17 protein-coding genes and 1 other RNA gene are annotated in these 17,713 nt (G+C 62.6%); 8 read left to right on the forward strand and 10 right to left on the reverse strand.

Features of this window, described 5'->3' with window-relative positions:
• Positions 1-2: 2 nt before the first annotated feature.
• Together rsmH and mraZ are read right to left on the reverse strand one after the other, a co-directional pair.
• A complete protein-coding gene (rsmH, locus tag NKI18_RS27225; RefSeq protein WP_352619495.1) occupies positions 3-1,034 on the reverse strand; it encodes a 16S rRNA (cytosine(1402)-N(4))-methyltransferase RsmH in 1,032 nt (343 codons plus the stop codon).
• Positions 1,031-1,489 (reverse strand): division/cell wall cluster transcriptional repressor MraZ, encoded by a 459-nt coding sequence (gene mraZ / locus NKI18_RS27230; RefSeq protein ID WP_254818997.1) that lies wholly within the window; start codon positions 1,487-1,489, stop codon positions 1,031-1,033. Before mraZ ends, rsmH begins: the two co-directional genes overlap by 4 nt.
• A gap of 405 nt (positions 1,490-1,894) precedes the next feature.
• Between mraZ and NKI18_RS27235 the strand changes: the two genes are divergently transcribed.
• Positions 1,895-3,010: a cystathionine gamma-lyase gene (locus NKI18_RS27235; RefSeq protein WP_352619494.1), complete on the forward strand. Its 1,116-nt coding sequence runs from the start codon at positions 1,895-1,897 to the stop codon at positions 3,008-3,010.
• 115 nt (positions 3,011-3,125) lie between these two features.
• On the opposite strand, the gene NKI18_RS27240 is transcribed toward NKI18_RS27235, so the two are convergent.
• The 7 genes from NKI18_RS27240 to NKI18_RS27270 all read right to left on the reverse strand — a co-directional run bounded on the left by NKI18_RS27240 (position 3,126) and on the right by NKI18_RS27270 (position 7,011).
• Positions 3,126-3,320 (reverse strand): type II toxin-antitoxin system RelE/ParE family toxin, encoded by a 195-nt coding sequence (locus tag NKI18_RS27240; protein ID WP_352619493.1) that lies wholly within the window; start codon positions 3,318-3,320, stop codon positions 3,126-3,128.
• Complete coding sequence (locus NKI18_RS27245; protein WP_352453147.1) at positions 3,317-3,592, reverse strand: type II toxin-antitoxin system ParD family antitoxin; 276 nt, start codon at positions 3,590-3,592, stop codon at positions 3,317-3,319. The genes NKI18_RS27240 and NKI18_RS27245 overlap by 4 nt, the downstream gene beginning before the upstream one ends.
• 153 nt (positions 3,593-3,745) lie before the next feature.
• An RNA gene (rnpB, locus tag NKI18_RS27250) (RNase P RNA component class A) lies at positions 3,746-4,144 on the reverse strand.
• Between the two features lie 59 nt (positions 4,145-4,203).
• A complete protein-coding gene (locus tag NKI18_RS27255; protein ID WP_352619492.1) occupies positions 4,204-4,947 on the reverse strand; it encodes a lytic transglycosylase domain-containing protein in 744 nt (247 codons plus the stop codon).
• A gap of 198 nt (positions 4,948-5,145) precedes the next feature.
• Entirely contained in the window at positions 5,146-5,898 is a 753-nt protein-coding gene (locus NKI18_RS27260; protein WP_352619491.1) for an N-acetylmuramoyl-L-alanine amidase, read from the reverse strand.
• Entirely contained in the window at positions 5,895-6,614 is a 720-nt protein-coding gene (locus NKI18_RS27265) for a J domain-containing protein (RefSeq protein ID WP_023676779.1), read from the reverse strand. The genes NKI18_RS27260 and NKI18_RS27265 overlap by 4 nt, the downstream gene beginning before the upstream one ends.
• Positions 6,615-6,810: 196 nt before the next feature.
• Positions 6,811-7,011, reverse strand: a complete 201-nt coding sequence (locus NKI18_RS27270; RefSeq protein ID WP_352492713.1) for a hypothetical protein — start codon at positions 7,009-7,011, stop codon at positions 6,811-6,813.
• A 182-nt stretch (positions 7,012-7,193) separates the two neighbouring features.
• Between NKI18_RS27270 and NKI18_RS27275 the strand changes: the two genes are divergently transcribed.
• The 5 genes from NKI18_RS27275 (at position 7,194) to NKI18_RS27295 (ending at position 13,855) form a co-directional block, all read left to right on the forward strand.
• Positions 7,194-11,108 (forward strand): hydantoinase B/oxoprolinase family protein, encoded by a 3,915-nt coding sequence (locus NKI18_RS27275; protein WP_352619490.1) that lies wholly within the window; start codon positions 7,194-7,196, stop codon positions 11,106-11,108.
• Positions 11,109-11,190: 82 nt separating this feature from the next.
• The gene (locus tag NKI18_RS27280; RefSeq protein WP_352619489.1) at positions 11,191-12,438 is read left to right on the forward strand and encodes a BtaA family protein; all 1,248 of its coding nucleotides are present in this window, start codon (positions 11,191-11,193) and stop codon (positions 12,436-12,438) included.
• Positions 12,435-13,100, forward strand: a complete 666-nt coding sequence (locus NKI18_RS27285; RefSeq protein WP_352619488.1) for a class I SAM-dependent methyltransferase — start codon at positions 12,435-12,437, stop codon at positions 13,098-13,100. The genes NKI18_RS27280 and NKI18_RS27285 overlap by 4 nt, the downstream gene beginning before the upstream one ends.
• Before the next feature lie 137 nt (positions 13,101-13,237).
• Positions 13,238-13,534 carry a type II toxin-antitoxin system RelE/ParE family toxin gene (locus NKI18_RS27290; RefSeq protein ID WP_352456184.1) on the forward strand — a complete coding sequence of 99 codons (297 nt, stop codon included), beginning with the start codon at positions 13,238-13,240 and terminating at the stop codon, positions 13,532-13,534.
• Between the two features lie 12 nt (positions 13,535-13,546).
• Positions 13,547-13,855 carry a HigA family addiction module antitoxin gene (locus NKI18_RS27295; RefSeq protein ID WP_352453138.1) on the forward strand — a complete coding sequence of 103 codons (309 nt, stop codon included), beginning with the start codon at positions 13,547-13,549 and terminating at the stop codon, positions 13,853-13,855.
• A gap of 24 nt (positions 13,856-13,879) precedes the next feature.
• Here NKI18_RS27295 and NKI18_RS27300 read toward each other — a convergent pair whose 3' ends face one another.
• Positions 13,880-15,259 (reverse strand): serine hydrolase domain-containing protein, encoded by a 1,380-nt coding sequence (locus NKI18_RS27300; RefSeq protein WP_352619487.1) that lies wholly within the window; start codon positions 15,257-15,259, stop codon positions 13,880-13,882.
• A 318-nt stretch (positions 15,260-15,577) separates the two neighbouring features.
• Here NKI18_RS27300 and NKI18_RS27305 point away from each other — a divergent pair, with 318 nt between their 5' ends.
• Positions 15,578-16,375, forward strand: a complete 798-nt coding sequence (locus tag NKI18_RS27305) for a glycoside hydrolase family 25 protein (RefSeq protein ID WP_352619486.1) — start codon at positions 15,578-15,580, stop codon at positions 16,373-16,375.
• Between the two features lie 79 nt (positions 16,376-16,454).
• The gene (locus tag NKI18_RS27310) at positions 16,455-17,627 is read left to right on the forward strand and encodes a lytic murein transglycosylase (RefSeq protein ID WP_352619485.1); all 1,173 of its coding nucleotides are present in this window, start codon (positions 16,455-16,457) and stop codon (positions 17,625-17,627) included.
• Positions 17,628-17,713 lie beyond the last annotated feature (86 nt).

A 17,713-nucleotide genomic window follows, 5' to 3' on the forward strand; every position in this document is an offset into this window, starting at 1 on the left:
GCTCACCTCTCTCCCGCTCGATCGGCGCCGGGAAGCTTTGGGCCAGGCAGTTTTGGCAGGCCGAAAATCGAAAAATCGCCGGCACGCGCCGGCGCCTCTGTACGGATTGCAGTGCGCAGCCTTGCCGAGCGCGCCCGCGGATTTGCCGATATCTCGGCATCGCCAGGCGTCACGCCGCCGCCCTTCTTGGTGAAGGTGGCGGTGCGCGCCTGCGCCTCGGGCAGGTGCCGCGATCCGGTCGCTGAATCGGCTCTGTCGGCGATGAAGCGCTTAACGATGCGGTCCTCGAGGGAATGGAAGGTCACCACGACAAGCCGCCCGCCCGGTTTCAGCGCGCGCTCTGCGGCAAACAGTGCCTTGGCCAGTTCGCCGAGTTCGTCATTGACGAAGATGCGCAGCGCCTGGAAAACGCGGGTGGCCGGATGGATCTTGTCTTTCGGCGCGCGACCGATATGCGTCTCGATGGCATCGGCAAGGTCGAGCGTGCGCTCGAAGGGGCGTTTTTCGCGACGGCTCTCGATCATGCGGGCGATGCGCCCGGCATGGCGTTCCTCGCCGAGAAAACCGAAGATGCGGGCAAGATCGCCCACCTTGAAGGTGTTGACGACGTCGGCGGCGCTCAGGCCCGCCTGCGCCATGCGCATGTCGAGCGGTCCATCGGCCCGGAATGAAAAGCCGCGCTCCGGCTGGTCGATCTGCATGGAGGAGATGCCGATGTCGAGCACGACGCCATCGGCACTTTCAACCTGCTCGTCGAGCGTCGAGAACGGTGCCTGGACAAGCCTGAGCTTGCCGCCGGACTGCTGTTCAAGGGCCCGCCCCGCCGCGATCGCATCCGGATCGCGGTCGATGGCGACGACCGAGGCTCCGCTTGCCAGAATGGCCTTGGTGTAGCCGCCGGCACCGAACGTGCCGTCGACGATCACCTCGCCTTTTGTCGGGGCCAGCGCCTCCAGAACTTCGGCAAGGAGGACCGGAATGTGACGGGCTGGTCCGCCAGCGGCATGAACTTCATCGCCGTCGCCCGCCATCATTCCGGCCGCTCCCCGGGCTTCGTCCCCTGCCGAAGCTGCAAAAGCCGGGCGCGTGCTTCCGTCCCGTAGGCGCTGAGCCGTCCCGGCTCCCAGATCTGAAAGAAATTGCCGCGGCCAACGAAGGCCACCTCCGCTGAAATGCCGGTATGCTCGCGAATGAAATCGCTCATCGTGATACGGCCGTCCTGGTCGAGCTTCAGAAACGTTCCATCGCCATGGCAGAAGAACGACATGTCGTCCGCCGTCTGCAGGAACGGGTCTTCCTGGGCGATACGCTGCTCGTAGCGATCGAGCAGGTCGAGCCCACCGACATCCATCGCCGGGCGATCCAGGCAGCGTAGCGCATAAAGTTCCGAATAGCCGCGTTTCTGCACAACGGCACGGAAATGCGCCGGCACGGACACCCGTCCCTTCGCATCGATCCTGTTCACCGCGTTCGACAGAAACCGGTCCATTACGCGTTACGGCCGCTTGCGCCGCCGCACCCCTCTGCATCTTCCTGTCCGCGCCGCCCCGGCCCGGTCGGCGTCCAAAACCCGCTTCGTTGTGACGGGCGAACGCAGGCAAACGCGCAGCCGCCGCGGCTGCCCGATTGGCGTACGCTTCACCCTGACACGGAACGAAGGCTTGAGTATCGGAATGGGATATCATGGGGTGTTATGGGCGTCAACGGGAACAGTCTTCAAAACGCGCCTGCCACGACTGGGGAGAGCAGCTTTGACGGCACTCCCGTCTTTATCGTCTATTAAGCCTAACGAAGCGTTTAGAGCCGTGTGGCCCAACCGGAGCCGGCTTGCTGCGGATCGCTGCCGCGCATAGCCTCAGCATCTCCTTTTCCGGTCAGTAACGAGGTTGAAACCATGTCCGAAACAGCCAAGTCACGCGCCGCGGCACTTCCCCATCTGCGCCGCGGCGGGCTGGCCAAGGGCGACCCGATCCCCTTGCCCCTGACCATGGCCGCCATCTTTCATGCGCCCGGCGACGCCACCGGCTACGATCAATATGGCCGCTTCAGCAATCCGACCTGGGATGCGGTCGAGCACATGCTGGCGCATTTGGAAGACGCCGCATGCGTCGCCTTTCCCTCGGGGATGGCTGCCATCTCGGCGGTATTTTTCGGCCTGCTCAAAGCCGGCGACCGTATCCTGCTGCCGTCCGACGGCTATCACACGACGAGAGCGCTGGCAGAGCGCTTCCTGAAGTCCTTCGGCGTCGCTTATGATGTCCGGCCAACATCGAGCTTCCTCGACGGCGGCTTCGATAGGTATCGGCTTGCGTTCGTCGAAACGCCCGCCAACCCAGGACTGGACATATGCGACATCGCAGCCGTCGCCGAGGCCGTGCATAGAGCGGGTGCGGTGCTTGTGGTCGACAACACGACGATGACGCCTTTCGGCCAGCGCCCGCTCGATCTCGGCGCCGATATCGTCATTGCTGCCGACACCAAGGCACCAAACGGCCATTCCGATGTGCTGTTCGGCCATGTCGCCAGCCGCGACGCGGATTTTATCTCGAGGGTGACCGACTGGCGCGAGACGTCGGGCGCCATCCCCGGGCCGTTCGAGGCATGGCTGGTGCATCGCGGCCTCGAAACGCTGGACGTGCGCTTCGACCGCATGTGCGCTTCCGCCGAAATGATAGCGCGACGGCTGAAAAACCATCGCGCGATCAGCGGCTTGCGCTTTCCGGGGCTGGAGAGCGATCCATCGCACAATCTTGCCCGCGCCCAGATGGAGCGCTTCGGCTTTCTCATCTCGTTCGTGCTCGCCTCGGAGGACAAGGCCGAGGATTTCATCAACAATTGCGCCTTGATGCAGGCCGCGACATCGTTCGGCGGCGTGCACACTTCGGCCGAACGGCGATCAAAAAGGGGAGATGCCGTTCCGCCCGGCTTCGTTCGCCTGTCGATCGGCTGCGAGCCGGTGGAAGAGCTTTGGCAGGCGATCGAGGCGTCGCTGGACGCAATCGGTGGCTGAATCAGCAATCACGAACTTAGATCGTCGGCCGCGATCTTGCGCCGGCCGTGCAGCACGCGAACGATTTCGATCGCCTCTTCACTGACGCGGTACAGGGTGAGGTATTCGCCGACGATCAGGTGAAGGATGCCGGGCGCGATGTCTTCGCGCGGGGCACCTGAGAAGGATAAGTGGCCACTTGTTGCCAGCGGGCTTCGATCCGATCGAGCAATCGATCGGCTGCAGCCTCGTTGTCTTGCGCAACATGAAGCCAGATCGCGATTAAATCCTCTTCCGCATTTGCGGTTCGGATGATGGGCAGCAAATTCATGCCGCGCTGTCGGGTTTCAATCGTCTCCGCGCTTCGGCCTTTATTTCGTCGATCGACGCAAACCGTCCCGGGCCGCTGTCGATCCCTTCCTGCACCAGCTTGCGCAATTCCTCGACGGTGTAGCCGAGCAGGTCGCGCCGGTCCTTCCATTGCCGCAGCGCGTCGCGGATCACCTCGCTCGCCGAGGCATATTCGCCGGCGGCGACCACGTCGTCGACTGCGGCGGCCAGTTCCGGCGACAGCGTGATGCTGCGTTTATCGACCTGTCCCATGACGCGCTCCTGAATACCGTCATCCAAATGGTACGATTTAATCGCACCATTTTCAAGGAATGCCGCGCTCGATTGCGGAGCGAAAACTGAATCAACGGCTGCGCCCGAAAACGCAACCTGCTGATATCGGGAGATTTCCTTTTATCGGGGAAAACTGCCAGCTGGCCTGTAAGCCGGGTTCTGTATGGCCCTCGCCCCTTGCGGGGCGAGAACGTGGCGGCCATTCATCTTGGGCGCATGTTGCCATGCGCCTCACGCAACCTACCCGGACGGTGAGCCGGAAACAGCCCTCGAGGGTTTCCCCTCGCACCGCCCCTATTCGGTCTTGCTCCCGGTGGGGTTTACCGTGCCGCTCCTGTTGCCAGTCGCGCGGTGGGCTCTTACCCCACCCTTTCACCCTTGCCACGATTGGATCGTGGCGGTTTGCTTTCTGTGGCACTTTCCCTGGGGTCGCCCCCGCCGGCCATTAACCGGCACCGTGTCTCCATGGAGCCCGGACTTTCCTCACCCGCAGCCTTTCGGCTTCGCGGATGCGGCCGCCCGGCCAGCTGGCAAGGCGTATAAAGGGGTTCAGGCCCGAAAACGCAAACGAAAAAGCAAGTTGTCGCTTGTCAGGCGGGCGCTCCAAGTGCTGCCAGCTGCACCTTGACCTTGCCGCAATAGGCTGCGGACACCGGGTTCATCCGTGTGGCGGCGTGGCCGGCATTGTATTTCAGGATCGTACCGCAGGTCGTGCCGCCGCCGAGATCCCGCGCCATGGCAAGGTACTTCATGCCGTATTTGATGTTGGTATCGGGATCGTAGAGACCCTGAACCGAACCGCTATAGCCCATCATCCTTGCCGTCGCCGGCTTGATCTGCATCAGGCCGATCTCGCCGGCGCTGCCGACCTGGTTCGGTTGGTAGTTGCTTTCGATCTTGATGACGGCGTTGGCGAGCAACACCGGGACGCCATAGCTGGCGGCATAACGCGCAATGATCGCCGAATACTGTCCGCTGCCGCCGACTACCGCCGCCTGAGGCGCTGGCCTGCTCTTCGGAGCGACTGACGCCGTTGCCATGCGGTCGATGCGTTTGCGGTTACGCTTCACATGCTGTTTGGCGATTGTCTTTCTCGCAGCGGTTGGCCTTTTCGCGGAGACTGGCGTTTTCGTCCTTACCGCGGCCGCTTTTTCCACTTTTGCGGTGGCGGTCTTCTCTACTTTTGCACCACCCTTCGGCATGGCGGTTTTGCCGGCTGCGGCACTGAAGCCCTGATCGGCCCGCTGGCTCAGCGGTGCGCTGTTCGCCGCACTGAAGGCAAAAGTCATTACGCCGGCAGCAATGGCTGCCGTTAAAACGGTCAATTTCTGCATGTGATCCTGTTCTGTTTGATCTGCACAAAGAACTTCGCGCAGATACCCTCAATCAACATCGGAACATTTGGGGGATAGACGTCCGACAATCTGTACGGATCGCCTTTGACGACGGAATTGGCGCCAAAGAAGGCGACGCAAGTCACTTTGAGTAACAGATTGTAACTTTTAAGCTGGCAAAAGATTATTTGAGAGAGGCTATCCTTCGGAAGCGAGCAGCCTTTCTAGCGTGCGGATCGTCGATCCGTCAGCCATGCCATCGACCAGGCGCTGCCGGAAATGCCGCTGAAATGCCTCGACCACGATTTCGGTCTGCCGGTCGAAAGTGCCGGTGATCTCGACGCCATAACCATAGAGCGCCAGCATCGACTGCAGCGCCTCTACCTCGGCGCCGGTATCGCCTGGCTTCAGCACGGCGCCGCGCCGGATCGGTGCTGCCGGCACAACATGGCCGATACCGGCGGCAAACAAGGCCTTCCATGGAAATTTCTCGCCTGGATCGACCTTGCGCCCCGGTGCCACGTCGGAATGGGCAAGCACCCGCTGCGCCGGAATGGAATGGCGCTCGATGATCCCAGCGCACAGGCCGATCACCGCGTCGATCTGCGGTTTTGGAAAGTTGCGATAGCCGAGCGTATGCCCCGGATTGACGATCTCGATGCCGATCGAACAGGAGTTGATGTCGCTCTGTCCGAACCACGAGCTCTTACCGGCATGCCAGGCGCGGTCGCTTTCCCTTACCATCTGAACAATTCGGCCGTCCTCATGGACCAGGTAGTGCGACGAGACCTCGTTTGCCGGATCGCACAACCATGCCTCGGCACCGGCGCCAGTAGCCATGCCGGTGTAGTGCAGCACGATCATATCGGGTCCGAGCGTCCCGCGCCGTGGTCCGAAATTCGGCGATACCCTGACCTCGGCCCTCGGCTCGTCGGGCGGAAAGCCGCTCATGCGTGCCGCAGGCCTCGCTCGATCATCTCATAGGCCGCGTTGATCGCCGCCAGCCTGGTCGTCGCGATCTTGATGAATTCCTGCGGCAGGCCGCGTGCGATCAGCCGGTCCGGATGATTGTCGGAGACCAGCTTGCGGTAGCGCCTGCGGACCTCCTCGAACGGCTTCCCACGCTCGATGCCGAGCACAATATAGGGATCCGCCGCACCCAGATCGACATGCCGGGCCAGGATGCTCTGGTAATGCGCCTCATCGATGCGGAATATCTCGGCGATGCGATGCAGGAATTGGCCCTCGCGCTCATGCACCAGCCCGTCGGCCTTGGCGATGTGGAACAGCCCGTCGAGTATGTCCTCGAGCATCAGGCAGTTCGAATGGCCCGAACCGCAAAGCTGCGCCATCCGCTCGGCATAGGTCTCGAAACCGGCAATGTCGCGTTTGGCCAAATCGTAGAGCCGCGCCACATTGCGCCTCTGTTCCTTCGGCACCTCGAATATTTCCTGGAAGGCCCGCACCTCGTCTTGCGTGACGATGCCGTCTGCCTTGGCCATCTTGGCCGACAGGGCGATCATCGCCACCGAGAAGGCGACGCGCCGGCGCAGATCGGCATCGCCGGAGAAAACCGTGCGCACGGCCTCGACCACTTCGGCGACGCCTGACGACGCTGAAGATGAAACGCGTGTGACGAAGTCACCAAGGCGGTCCCAAATCGACATGGGGCTTCATAGGGCTAACCACCCATCGCTATCAAGCCAAGACAGTGACGCAGGGGCTGGCCCAATCGATTTGGCGCAATGCCTGAGGCGGCTGGCGCCAGCGCTCACGTCGTCGCACTCGGCCGCCAGGCGCTGGCATCGTAAGCAGCAGAAAGGCCGGCCTGTGAGGCCAGCCTTTCCTTGGTTGTCACATTGACTACTGAGCCGGAGCAGCCGGCGCAGGCGCCGGAGCCGGCTCGGCAGGCTTGTTGGCGTCAGGAGCAGCCGGCTTCATCGTCTGGTCGGATGCCGGCGGGTTGGTGCTCTGCGTCGTGGTGTTGTCGGTGCCGCTGTTGCTGCAGGCGGCAAGGCCAAGCAACGCAAGCGCCGACACCGACGCAAGAATGAGTTTCTTCATGATATCTCTCCTCTAGTCACGCCTCCGTTACCGGCGGCGGTCGAGGACACAATGCGTAAGCTGCGCATGAGTTTCGTAACGTTGCGTTTCTGCCTGTAACATATTCCAATCACTTGACGATTGCCGGTCAGGGCCTCGCGAGCTAACAGATCGAACAGGGAAAAATCCCGGGAGCCGCCGTAGTGACTGCAAAATGGGATTTCTGGATCGACCGTGGCGGCACCTTCACCGATGTCATCGGCCGTGACCCGCAAGGCGGGCTGCACCCGCGCAAGCTGCTGTCCGAGAATCCCGAAGCCTATGCCGATGCTGCCATCCATGGCATTCGCGAGCTGCTCGGCGTCCAACCCGGCGCTCCAATCCCCTCCGCTCTGATCGGCGATGTCAAGATGGGCACCACGGTCGCCACCAATGCCCTTCTCGAGCGCAAGGGCGACCGTGTGCTGCTGCTCATCACCAAAGGCTTCCGCGATGCGCTGAGGATTGCCTATCAGGCCAGGCCCGATATCTTTGCCAAGCAGATCATCCTTCCCGAACAGCTCTATGAGCGTGTCGTCGAGATCGACGAAAGGGTTCGCGCCGACGGCAGTGTCGAGCGCCTGCTCGACATTGCTTCCGTACGCCCGGCTATTGAGCAAGCCAAGGCGGATGGCATCGATGCGGTCGCGATCGTCTTCATGCATGCCTGGAAACATCCCGAGCACGAAAAGGCGGTCGCCAAAGTCTGTCGAAAGCTCGGATTCTCGCAGGTCTCGGTCAGTCACGAGGTCTCGCCGCTGATCAAGCTGGTCGGCCGTGGCGACACCACGGTGGTCGACGCCTATCTGTCGCCGATCCTGGCAAGGTATGTGCAAAGGGTTGCCGGTGAGCTGGGCGTGGCTCCAATCTCCCCCCTCGTGGGGGAGATGTCGGCGCAGCCGACAGAGGGGGGCGCTGTCCCGCCAGCATCTCAGCATCTTAGTGACGCCAATCATGACACAAAGCACCCTACGGCGCCCCCCTCTGCCCTGCCGGGCATCTCCCCCACAAGGGGGGAGATCGGCCAATCTCCCCGCCTCATGTTCATGATGTCGTCAGGCGGCCTCACCGCCGCCGACATGTTCCAGGGCAAGGATGCGCTGTTGTCCGGCCCGGCCGGCGGTGTCGTCGGCATGGTCGAGACGGCAAAACTCGCCGGTTTCGGCAAAGTCATAGGCTTCGACATGGGCGGCACCTCCACCGATGTCGCCCATTACGATGGTGACTACGAGCGCGCCTTCGACACCGAGGTCGCCGGCGTGCGCATCCGCGCGCCGATGATGCGCATCCACACCGTCGCTGCAGGCGGCGGCTCGATCCTCCATTACGAGGCCGGCCGCTTTCGCGCCGGGCCGGATTCGGCCGGCGCCAATCCCGGCCCGGCCGCCTATAGGCGCGGCGGCCCGTTGGCCGTCACTGACGCCAATGTCATGCTGGGCAAGCTGCAGCCCGAGTTCTTCCCGGCTATTTTTGGACCGGGCCAGGACGAACCGCTCGACGTCCAGACGGTTCGCGAAAAATTCACCGCACTTGCCGCCGAGATCGGCGACGGCCGCTCGCCGGAAACCGTCGCCGAAGGGTTCATCACCATCGCCGTCGAAAACATGGCCAACGCCATCAAGAAGATTTCGGTGCAGCGCGGCTACGATGTCACCGAATACCTCCTGAACTGCTTCGGCGGCGCCGGCGGCCAGCACGCTTGCCTGGTCGCCGATGCGCTCGGCATGGAGGCGGTGCTGATCCATCCCTTCTCAGGCCTGCTCTCGGCATACGGCATCGGCCTGTCCTCTGTATTTGCGTCACGCCAGCAGGCGCTGCTGAAGCCGCTGGTGGAGGACTCCGGGGCGGCGATCGATGAACTCATCGCAACGCTGCGCAAAGCCGTCATCGACGAACTCGCCGCGCAAGGCATCAGCGAAGACGCGGTCGCCTCGAGACCGGTGCTGCAGATCCGCTACAACGGCACCGATACCGCGCTGCCTGTGAACTTCGGGCACGGCTCGATCGCGCAGGCCAAGGCGGACTTCGAATCGGCGCACAAGGCGCAGTTCGGCTTTGTCTACGACGACAAGCCGATGATCGTCGAATCGACCGGCGTCGAAGGTACCGATACCGGCGGCACCGGCCGCGACGAAAGCGATTCAGTTGTTGAAGACATGGCCGCGAGTCCTTCCGGGAACCGGAAAATCTTTGTCGACGGCGTCTGGCGCGACGCCGGCATCTTCCCTCGCGAAACGCTGAAGCCTGGTAACAAGATCGCCGGCCCTGCTTTGATCATCGAGCCGAACCAGACCATTGTCGTCGAGCTGGGCTGGCAGGCCGAGATCACCGCCAAGGACCACGTATTGATGCGGCGCGTCGAGAAGAAGCGCCGACACGCCGCACTCGGCACCGAAGCCGATCCGGTGATGCTGGAGGTCTTCAACAACCTGTTCATGTCGATCGCCGAACAGATGGGCGTGACGCTGCAAAACACCGCCTACTCGGTCAACATCAAGGAGCGGCTCGATTTCTCCTGCGCGGTCTTTGACCGGGATGGCGCGCTGGTCGCCAATGCACCGCATATGCCGGTGCATCTCGGCTCGATGGACCGCTCGGTGGAGACCATCATCCGGCTCAATTCCGGCGACATTCACCCCGGCGACGTCTTTGCGCTGAATGCGCCTTACAATGGCGGCACCCATCTGCCTGATATCACAGTGGTGACGCCTGTCTTTGAGGAAGAGCGCCCAATCTCCCCCCCTGTGGGGGAGATGTCGGCGAAGCCGACAGAGGGGGGCGCTGTCCCGCCGACCTCTCATTCTGTCACGCCCCCCTCTGCCCTCCCGGGCATCTCCCCCACAAGGGGGGAGATCGGCCAATCGCCGAAGATCCTCTTCTACGTCGCCTCGCGTGGCCATCATGCCGACATCGGCGGCACCGCGCCCGGCTCGATGACGCCGCTTGCCACAACCGTCGACGAGGAAGGCGTGCTGTTCGATAATTTCCGCATCGTCGATCGCGGCCGGTTCCGCGAGAAGGACCTAGAGACGCTGCTCACCAACCACCCCTACCCGGCGCGCAATCCGCACCAGAACATTGCCGACCTCAAGGCGCAGATCGCCGCGAACGAAAAGGGCGTCGCCGAGCTGCGCAAGATGGTCGCGCATTTCGGCCTCGATGTGGTCGAAGCCTATATGGGCCATGTCCAGGACAATGCCGCCGAAAGCGTGCGCTGCGTTCTGGAGCGGCTGCCCGACAGTTCCGAATACGAATATCCGACCGACACCGGCCAAATGATCAAGGTGAAGATATCGGTCGACCGGCGGAAGCGCGAAGCCACCGTCGACTTCACCGGAACGTCGCCGGTGATGAAGAACAATTTCAATGCGCCAGAGCCGGTCGCCCGAGCCGCTGTGCTTTATGCCTTCCGCGTCATGGTCGAAGACAACATCCCGATGAATGCCGGATGTCTGCGGCCGATCAACATCATCATTCCCGACGGCTCGATGCTGAAACCCGCCTATCCCGCGGCGGTCGTCGCCGGTAATGTCGAGACCTCGCAACACGTCACCAACGCGCTGTTCGGCGCCATGGGCGCGATGGCCAATGCGCAAGGCACGATGAACAATCTCACCTTCGGCAACAAGCAGTACCAGTATTACGAGACGATCTGCTCGGGCTCGCCGGCCGGCCGGATGAACGACGGCCGCGGTTTTGCCGGCACCTCCGGCGTCCACACCCATATGACCAATTCGCGCCTGACCGATCCGGAAGTGCTGGAACTGCGTTTCCCGGTATTGCTCGAGGATTTTCATATCCGCGAAGGCTCCGGCGGCGAAGGCAAATGGAATGCCGGCGACGGCACCAGGCGCACCATCCGCTTCCTCGAAAAAATGGAATGCGCGATCCTGTCCTCGCATCGCAACCGCCCGCCGCGGGGACTGGACGGAGGCGGCGATGGCGAGGCCGGTTCGACCAAGGTCCGCCGCAAGACCGGCGCGATCGAGACGCTGAAAGCCTGCGATCAGACCATCCTCGACGCTGGCGAGGCGGTCATCGTGACGACGCCGACCCCAGGTGGATTTGGCAAGGCCTGAACTCGCGTCAACAGGCTGTCACTGGCCTGTCATCACCCTGCGCTACCCGCTTGCGGCAAAGCAAACGGGGAATCGCCTTGCCATGACGGACGTTTCTGGGGACCTGGTTTTTCGCCGCGGCAAGGAAGTCGGCAAGGCCGTCTACCAGAACCGCCCGCTGTCGAAAGCCGGCATCTCCGAGCGCCTGTTCGCCTTCCTGTTCTCCGGCCTCGTCTATCCGCAGATCTGGGAAGACCCCGAAATCGACATGGACGCGATGCAGCTCGGGACGGGCCACCGCATCGTCACCATTGCCTCCGGCGGCTGTAACATCCTTGCCTATCTCACCCGCTCGCCGGAAAGGATCGATGCCGTCGACCTCAACGCTGCCCATATCGCGCTGAACCGCATGAAGCTCGAAGCCGTCCGTCACCTGCCGTCGCAGGGCGACCTGTTCCGTTTCTTCGGCGCGGCTGAGACCGGACACAATTCACAGGCCTACGATCGCTTCATCGCACCGCATCTCGAGCCGGTCAGCCGCCATTATTGGGAGCGCCGCAACTGGCGCGGCCGTCGCCGCATCGCCGTCTTCGACCGCAATTTCTACCAGACCGGCCTGCTTGGCCTGTTCATTGCGATCGGCCATCGCACCGCAAAATTCTTCGGCGTCGACCCGGCCGGAATCATGGACGCCAAGACCATCGCCGATCAGCGCCGCTTCTTCGACGAAGAGCTGGCGCCGGTCTTCGAAAAACCGCTGCTGAAATGGGCGACCTCGCGAAAGGCTTCGCTATTCGGCCTCGGCATTCCGCCGGCCCAGTACGATTCGCTGATCACCTCGGGTGATGGCACCATGGCCAGCGTGCTGAAGGCACGACTGGAAAAGCTCGCCTGCGATTTTCCGCTGAAGACCAATTATTTCGCCTGGCAGGCTTTCGCCCGCCGCTACCCTGATCCGGGCGAGGCCGCCCTGCCCGCCTATCTCGAAAAGCGCAACTACAAGACGATCCGCAACAATGTCGATCGCGTTGCCATCCACCACGCCAATCTGATCGAGTTCCTTGCCCGCAAGGATGCCGGCTCGGTGGATCGCTTCGTGCTGCTCGATGCACAGGACTGGATGACCGACGACCAGCTCAACGAGTTGTGGGCCGAGATCACCCGAACCGCCTCCACCGGCGCCCGCGTCATCTTCCGCACCGCAGCGGAACCCAGCCTGCTGCCCGGCCGCGTCTCGAATTCGCTGCTCGATCAGTGGCGCTACGAGAACGACGCCTCGCGCGAGTTTTCGGCGCGCGACCGCTCGGCCATCTATGGCGGCTTCCATCTCTATGTGAAGCGGTCCGCATGAGCACGACCGACTTGCCGGCCAGCCATGCCGAACTGATGGACGGTGTCTACCGCTGGCAGCGTCATATCTACGACCTGACCCGCAAATATTATTTGCTGGGCCGCGACCGGCTTATCGCCGGACTGGATGTGCCGGCCGGCGGCACCGTGCTCGAGCTCGGCTGCGGCACCGGCCGCAACATCATCCTCGCCGCCCGCCGCTATCCCGGCGCGCGCTTCTTCGGCCTCGATATTTCGGCCGGGATGCTGGAGACGGCCACTGCCGCCCTCGCGCGCGAAGGTCTCTCCGGCCGCGTCACGCTGGCGCGCGGCGATGCCACGAATTTCGACGCGAAAGCGCTGTTCGGCGTCGAAAGTTTCGACCGCGTCTTTGTCTCATATTCGCTGTCGATGATCCCCGGCTGGGAAAAGACGGTATCCGCGGCTCTTGCTGCTCTGTCACCGGGTGGCTCGCTGCATGTCGTCGATTTTGGCCAGCAGGAAGCCTTGCCCAGCTGGTTCCGCAAGCTGTTGCGCGGCTGGCTGAAAAAATTCCACGTCGAGCCGCGTCAATCGTTGCGCGCGATTCTGGATTCGGAATCTGCAAGAGTTGGCGCAAGCGTTCGATTCAAGACACTTTATCGCGGCTACAGCTGGCTCGCCGTGAGCAAGATCGCCATCTAATATCAATTTTGCCGTGGAAGGTTTTGGGGCTCCAATCCTAAATGGGGGCGCCGTGGCTGAAATCAGTTAATTGGCTAAATCACACATTGCCATATGACCCAAGGAGTGGTACATTATCTCCTCGCCGGAAGCATGGGATGATCATCGGCTTTAGAGATGGATGGCTGCGGGCTTTCTTCGTGGACGACACCCACTCCCGCAATATTCCGTCCGATCTCGAAAGCCGCTTGTTCCGCAAGCTCCAGATGATTGACGACGCGGCGATCGATCAGGATTTGCGTGTGCCGCCCAGCAACCATTTCGAGAAGTTGCGCGGCAATCTCGAAGGCTTCCATTCGATCCGTGTCAACAAACAATGGCGGCTGGTCTTCCGCTGGGACGGGGGCCGGGGCGAGGCGTCGGACATCTATCTCGACGACCACAGTTATATATAAGTGAGGTGAGACATGTTGATGACCGCACGCAAGCCAGCAACGGTTGGCGAAATTCTTACGGAAGAATTCATGCAACCACTCGGCCTGACACAGGCGGCTTTGGCCGAAGCTATGAGCGTCCAGCGCAAGCATGTGAACGAATTGTGCAACGGCCGCCGCAACGTGACGGCGGCTACCGCGCTCATTCTGGCGCGGGTGTTTGGCAACAGCCCGGATTTCTGGTTGAACGTCCAGCGCCGTAATGATCTTTGGACGGTTATGAACTCACCCGACGAGCGGGCGCGTGTTGATCGCGCCAAGCCTTTGGCGACAGCCGCATAGACAAGACTGCGACCGCCGCATTCCTCAGTGCAGCGCCTTGATCAGCGCCGCCACCATCGCCTGCGGCCGATAGCCGAGCCTGGCCGGCGTCAGCCCGAGCCGCACCACAACCAGCTGCTCCGAGGGGATGATGGCAACCGTTTGCCCATCATGCCCCTCCATCCAATAGGTGTCCTTGGGCAGGCCGGCGGCACCGCCGGCGCCGGGGTTTTCTTCGTCGCCCGGTCCTTCGATCCATAATTGCCCATTGCCGTAGACCTTCGAGGCAGTTGCCGGTTCCCGCATCCAGTCGACGAAGCCGGCGGGCAGGATCTCCTTGCCGTTCCAGACGCCGCCCTGCAGCAGGAACTGGCCGAAGCGCGCCCAGTCGCGTGCCGTGGCGTAGAGGTAGGACGAGCCGACGAAGGTGCCGTGCTCGTCGGCCTCCAGCACTGCACTCTGCATGCCGAGCGGATCGAACAGCGCGGTCCTCGGCCAGGCCAGCGCCTTGTCCTTGTCGCCGATCGCGTCCTGCCACAATCGGGACAGCATCACCGCCGTGCCGCTCGAATAGGAAAACACCTTGCCGACCTCGCCGGTCAGCGGCTTGGATCCGGCAAAGCCCGCCATGTCCGGTTCGAGATAGAGCATGCGCGTCACGTCGGCGACGTCGCCATAATCCTCGTTGAATTCCAGCCCGCTCGACATGGCCATCATGTCGGCGAGGCTGATCACGACGCGGCCATCTCCCTTCCAGGGACCGAACAGACCCTGGTTGGTCATCGCCAGCTTGCCCTCCTTCACCAGCGTGCCGACGATCGCCGCATTTACGGTCTTGGTCATTGACCAGCCCAATAGCGGCGTCTTTTCGGAAAAGCCGTCGCCATAATGCTCAGCGACGATGCGGCCGTTCTTGACCACCACGACCGCCCGCATGCCGGCGCCGGTCATTGCTGGATCGTCGAGGACTTTCGCGACCTCGGGATCCTGCGAGGCATCGGCCTTGTCGCCCTCCGGCCAGATCAGATCGGGCAGCGGCGCCGGCGTCGGTGCAGCTCCGGCGACAGCCTTGGCGGCGGCAATATCGCCGTCGGGAACCGAGGCGCAGCCGAGCCCGTCGCGCGCAACCGCGACACTTTTGCCGAGCACACCGAACAGGCCGGCCGAAACCGTTCCCTTCTCCTTGTCGACCGACACTCTCATCAGCTTCAGCAGCGGATGACCCGGCGCCTGCACATCGACGGCAAGCACATCGTCGGCGTCTCGCCCGGCGATGAAGACGTTCGAACAGACGATCTTGGCCGCATAGCCGGAACCGACGCGGATCAGTTCCGGCGGCGCAAAATACAGCCAGCCGGCGAGTATCGCAGCGGCCAGCACAGCCAGGCCGAGCAGCCATTTGACGAACTTCAGAAGGATCTGCATTTTTTCGGATTCCCCCTGAGCGCGATCTATGTCATCGATTTGCCGCCATTGTTTCGGCAAAATCGCGGCTCTTGTCGAGCGCCGTCAACCGAATATCAACCATGATCGGCGATCACGAGAGACCGGACGATCCTGTGGGGTGACCGTCCGGCGGGGCTTGAATGCATGCGTCCCAAAACGGCGTAACGGTTTGGGAATGCATGAAACGAAGATCCAGGCGCGCCGCGTAAGTCGGTTTCAGACACGCTGCGCCCGGTCGAGGGGCCACCCGCGGAAAGACCCATCAGCGGCCGGCTGAAACCGGCTCGGGAAGTAGCGATGCGCCGTTTCGCGGTCCTCATCACGCTGATGCTGCTTGGTGCCTGCTCGACGGTCGAGGATCTGACGCCATCGCTATCGTCGTCCAGTGCCCCGACGATTGCGGTACGCGCGCCGCGTTTTGCCGATTCCGACCCGCATGAATGGGATAGCGGCGCACCGTGGAGCTATGCCGTCCACGGTACCGACGTCTCCAAATACCAGACATCGATCAACTGGCCGGCGGCCAGGGCCAGCGGCATCTCCTTCGCCTTTATCAAGGCAACCGAAGGCGGAGACCGCTTCGATGAAGCTTTCAACGAGCATTGGAGCCGCACCAGGGCCTCGGGCATCCCCCGTGCCGCCTATCATTTTTTCTACTTTTGCACGCCGGCCGCTACCCAGGCGCGCTGGTTCATCCAGAACGTGCCCAAAGACGGTTCGGCGATGCCGCCGGTTCTCGACATGGAATGGAACCCGAAATCGCCGACCTGCAAGCTGCGGCCAGATGCCGCCACGGTACGCAGCGAGATGAGCACATTCCTCGAAATCGTCGAAAAACACTACGGCAAGAAGCCGATCATCTACACGTCGGTCGACTTCTTCGAAGATAATGGTTTATCGGGTTTCCGCGGCTACCCCTACTGGCTGCGCTCCGTCGCCGGGCACCCGCGCCAGAAATACGGCAGCCATCCCTTCACCTTCTGGCAGTATACCGGAACGGGCGTCGTGCCGGGCATGACCGGAAACGCCGACATCAGCGTCTTCAACGGCTCCGAAGCCGCGTGGAAGAAGTGGTTGCGGCAGAACACCCGTTGACACCAGGCCTGCCGCCTGCTTTTCGACACAGCCAATGACGGATGCCCGCAACCGCTGGTATCTTCTCGGAAGGATGGCGATGCGATCGCGCTTTGGAATTCTCGCGGCGCTGCTCCTGAACGCCGTGCCGGCCGCGGCACAGCAATGCGGCGGCGATTTCGAGGCATGGAAGCACGGCGTGGCGGCGGAGGCCAGGGCGGCCGGCGTCGGCGCTGCCGGCCTTGATGCGCTGGAAAACGCCACCCTCGATGAGAAGGCGTTGGCACGCGACCGCGCCCAGGGCGTCTTCACCCAGACCTTCATCGAATTCTCGAACCGCATGATCTCGTCCCATCGGCTGAAGCAAGGTGCGGCCAATCTGCAAAAATATGCCGAGGTCTTTGTCCGCGCCGATCGCGAATACGGCGTGCAGGCGCCGGTCATCGCCGCCTTCTGGGCCCTGGAGACCGATTTTGGCGCCGTGCAGGGCGATTTTCATACGCTGAACGCGCTGGTGAGCCTCTCGCATGACTGCCGCCGTCCGCAGTTGTTCCGGCCGCAGATCGTGCCGCTGCTGATGTTGATCGATCGCGGCGTGGTGCCGGCCGACGTGACCGGTGCCTGGGCCGGCGAGATCGGCCAGACGCAGATGTTGCCTTCCGACTATCTCGGCCACGGCGTCGATGGCGACGGCGATGGCTTGGTCGACCTGCGCGGCAGCGCGCCGGACGTGATCATGAGCACGGCCAGCAAGATCCAGTCGCGCGGCTGGAAGCGCGACCAGCCCTGGATCGAGGAAGTCCGTGTGCCTGACGATTTACCGTGGGAGCAGACGGGACGCACCAACAAGCTGCCGTTGACGCAGTGGGCGCAGTGGGGCGTTACCAGGCCCGACGGTACGCCGCTTCTCGACAACGGCCTGAAGGCCGGCCTGGCGCTGCCCATGGGTCGCAAGGGGCCAGCCTTCCTGACCTACGACAATTTCGACGTCTATCTCGAGTGGAACCAGTCCTTCACCTATGCCCTGACCGCGGCAAATCTTGCCGCCCGGCTGGGGGGCGCGCCGCGATTCGATCCGCGCAACCCCGAACCCGGCCTCAACGGCGACCAGATGAAGGCGCTGCAGACCAAGCTCGAGGCGAAAGGCTATGACGTCGGCACCGTCGACGGCATACTGGGCACCAACACCCGCGAAGCGATCCGCAAGGAGCAGAAGCGGCTGGGCCTGCCGGTCGACGGCTGGCCGACGCCGGAGCTGCTGGCGAGGCTGTGAATGGTGAATGGTGAAAAGAATAGCACCGGAGCCGCATTGAGCACCAGAGCTACCACTATTCACTATTCACTATTCACTATTCACTA

Origin of the sequence: Mesorhizobium sp. M0800 (assembly GCF_040320095.1) — a bacterium.
Lineage (GTDB): Bacteria > Pseudomonadota > Alphaproteobacteria > Rhizobiales > Rhizobiaceae > Mesorhizobium.

What these genes read in the sequence shown, in the direction of transcription:
- NKI18_RS27280 (WP_352619489.1), top strand. Translation starts at nt 11,191, where the DNA reads ATGACGGACGTTTCTGGGGACCTGGTTTTTCGCCGCGGCAAGGAAGTC.
- NKI18_RS27270 (WP_352492713.1), bottom strand. Translation starts at nt 7,011, where the DNA reads ATGAAGAAACTCATTCTTGCGTCGGTGTCGGCGCTTGCGTTGCTTGGC.
- NKI18_RS27235 (WP_352619494.1), top strand. Translation starts at nt 1,895, where the DNA reads ATGTCCGAAACAGCCAAGTCACGCGCCGCGGCACTTCCCCATCTGCGC.
- NKI18_RS27260 (WP_352619491.1), bottom strand. Translation starts at nt 5,898, where the DNA reads ATGAGCGGCTTTCCGCCCGACGAGCCGAGGGCCGAGGTCAGGGTATCG.
- NKI18_RS27305 (WP_352619486.1), top strand. Translation starts at nt 15,578, where the DNA reads ATGCGCCGTTTCGCGGTCCTCATCACGCTGATGCTGCTTGGTGCCTGC.
- NKI18_RS27290 (WP_352456184.1), top strand. Translation starts at nt 13,238, where the DNA reads ATGATCATCGGCTTTAGAGATGGATGGCTGCGGGCTTTCTTCGTGGAC.
- mraZ (WP_254818997.1), bottom strand. Translation starts at nt 1,489, where the DNA reads ATGGACCGGTTTCTGTCGAACGCGGTGAACAGGATCGATGCGAAGGGA.
- NKI18_RS27295 (WP_352453138.1), top strand. Translation starts at nt 13,547, where the DNA reads ATGTTGATGACCGCACGCAAGCCAGCAACGGTTGGCGAAATTCTTACG.
- NKI18_RS27285 (WP_352619488.1), top strand. Translation starts at nt 12,435, where the DNA reads ATGAGCACGACCGACTTGCCGGCCAGCCATGCCGAACTGATGGACGGT.
- rsmH (WP_352619495.1), bottom strand. Translation starts at nt 1,034, where the DNA reads ATGATGGCGGGCGACGGCGATGAAGTTCATGCCGCTGGCGGACCAGCC.
- NKI18_RS27300 (WP_352619487.1), bottom strand. Translation starts at nt 15,259, where the DNA reads ATGCAGATCCTTCTGAAGTTCGTCAAATGGCTGCTCGGCCTGGCTGTG.
- NKI18_RS27240 (WP_352619493.1), bottom strand. Translation starts at nt 3,320, where the DNA reads ATGAATTTGCTGCCCATCATCCGAACCGCAAATGCGGAAGAGGATTTA.
- NKI18_RS27265 (WP_023676779.1), bottom strand. Translation starts at nt 6,614, where the DNA reads ATGTCGATTTGGGACCGCCTTGGTGACTTCGTCACACGCGTTTCATCT.
- NKI18_RS27310 (WP_352619485.1), top strand. Translation starts at nt 16,455, where the DNA reads ATGCGATCGCGCTTTGGAATTCTCGCGGCGCTGCTCCTGAACGCCGTG.
- NKI18_RS27245 (WP_352453147.1), bottom strand. Translation starts at nt 3,592, where the DNA reads ATGGGACAGGTCGATAAACGCAGCATCACGCTGTCGCCGGAACTGGCC.
- NKI18_RS27255 (WP_352619492.1), bottom strand. Translation starts at nt 4,947, where the DNA reads ATGCAGAAATTGACCGTTTTAACGGCAGCCATTGCTGCCGGCGTAATG.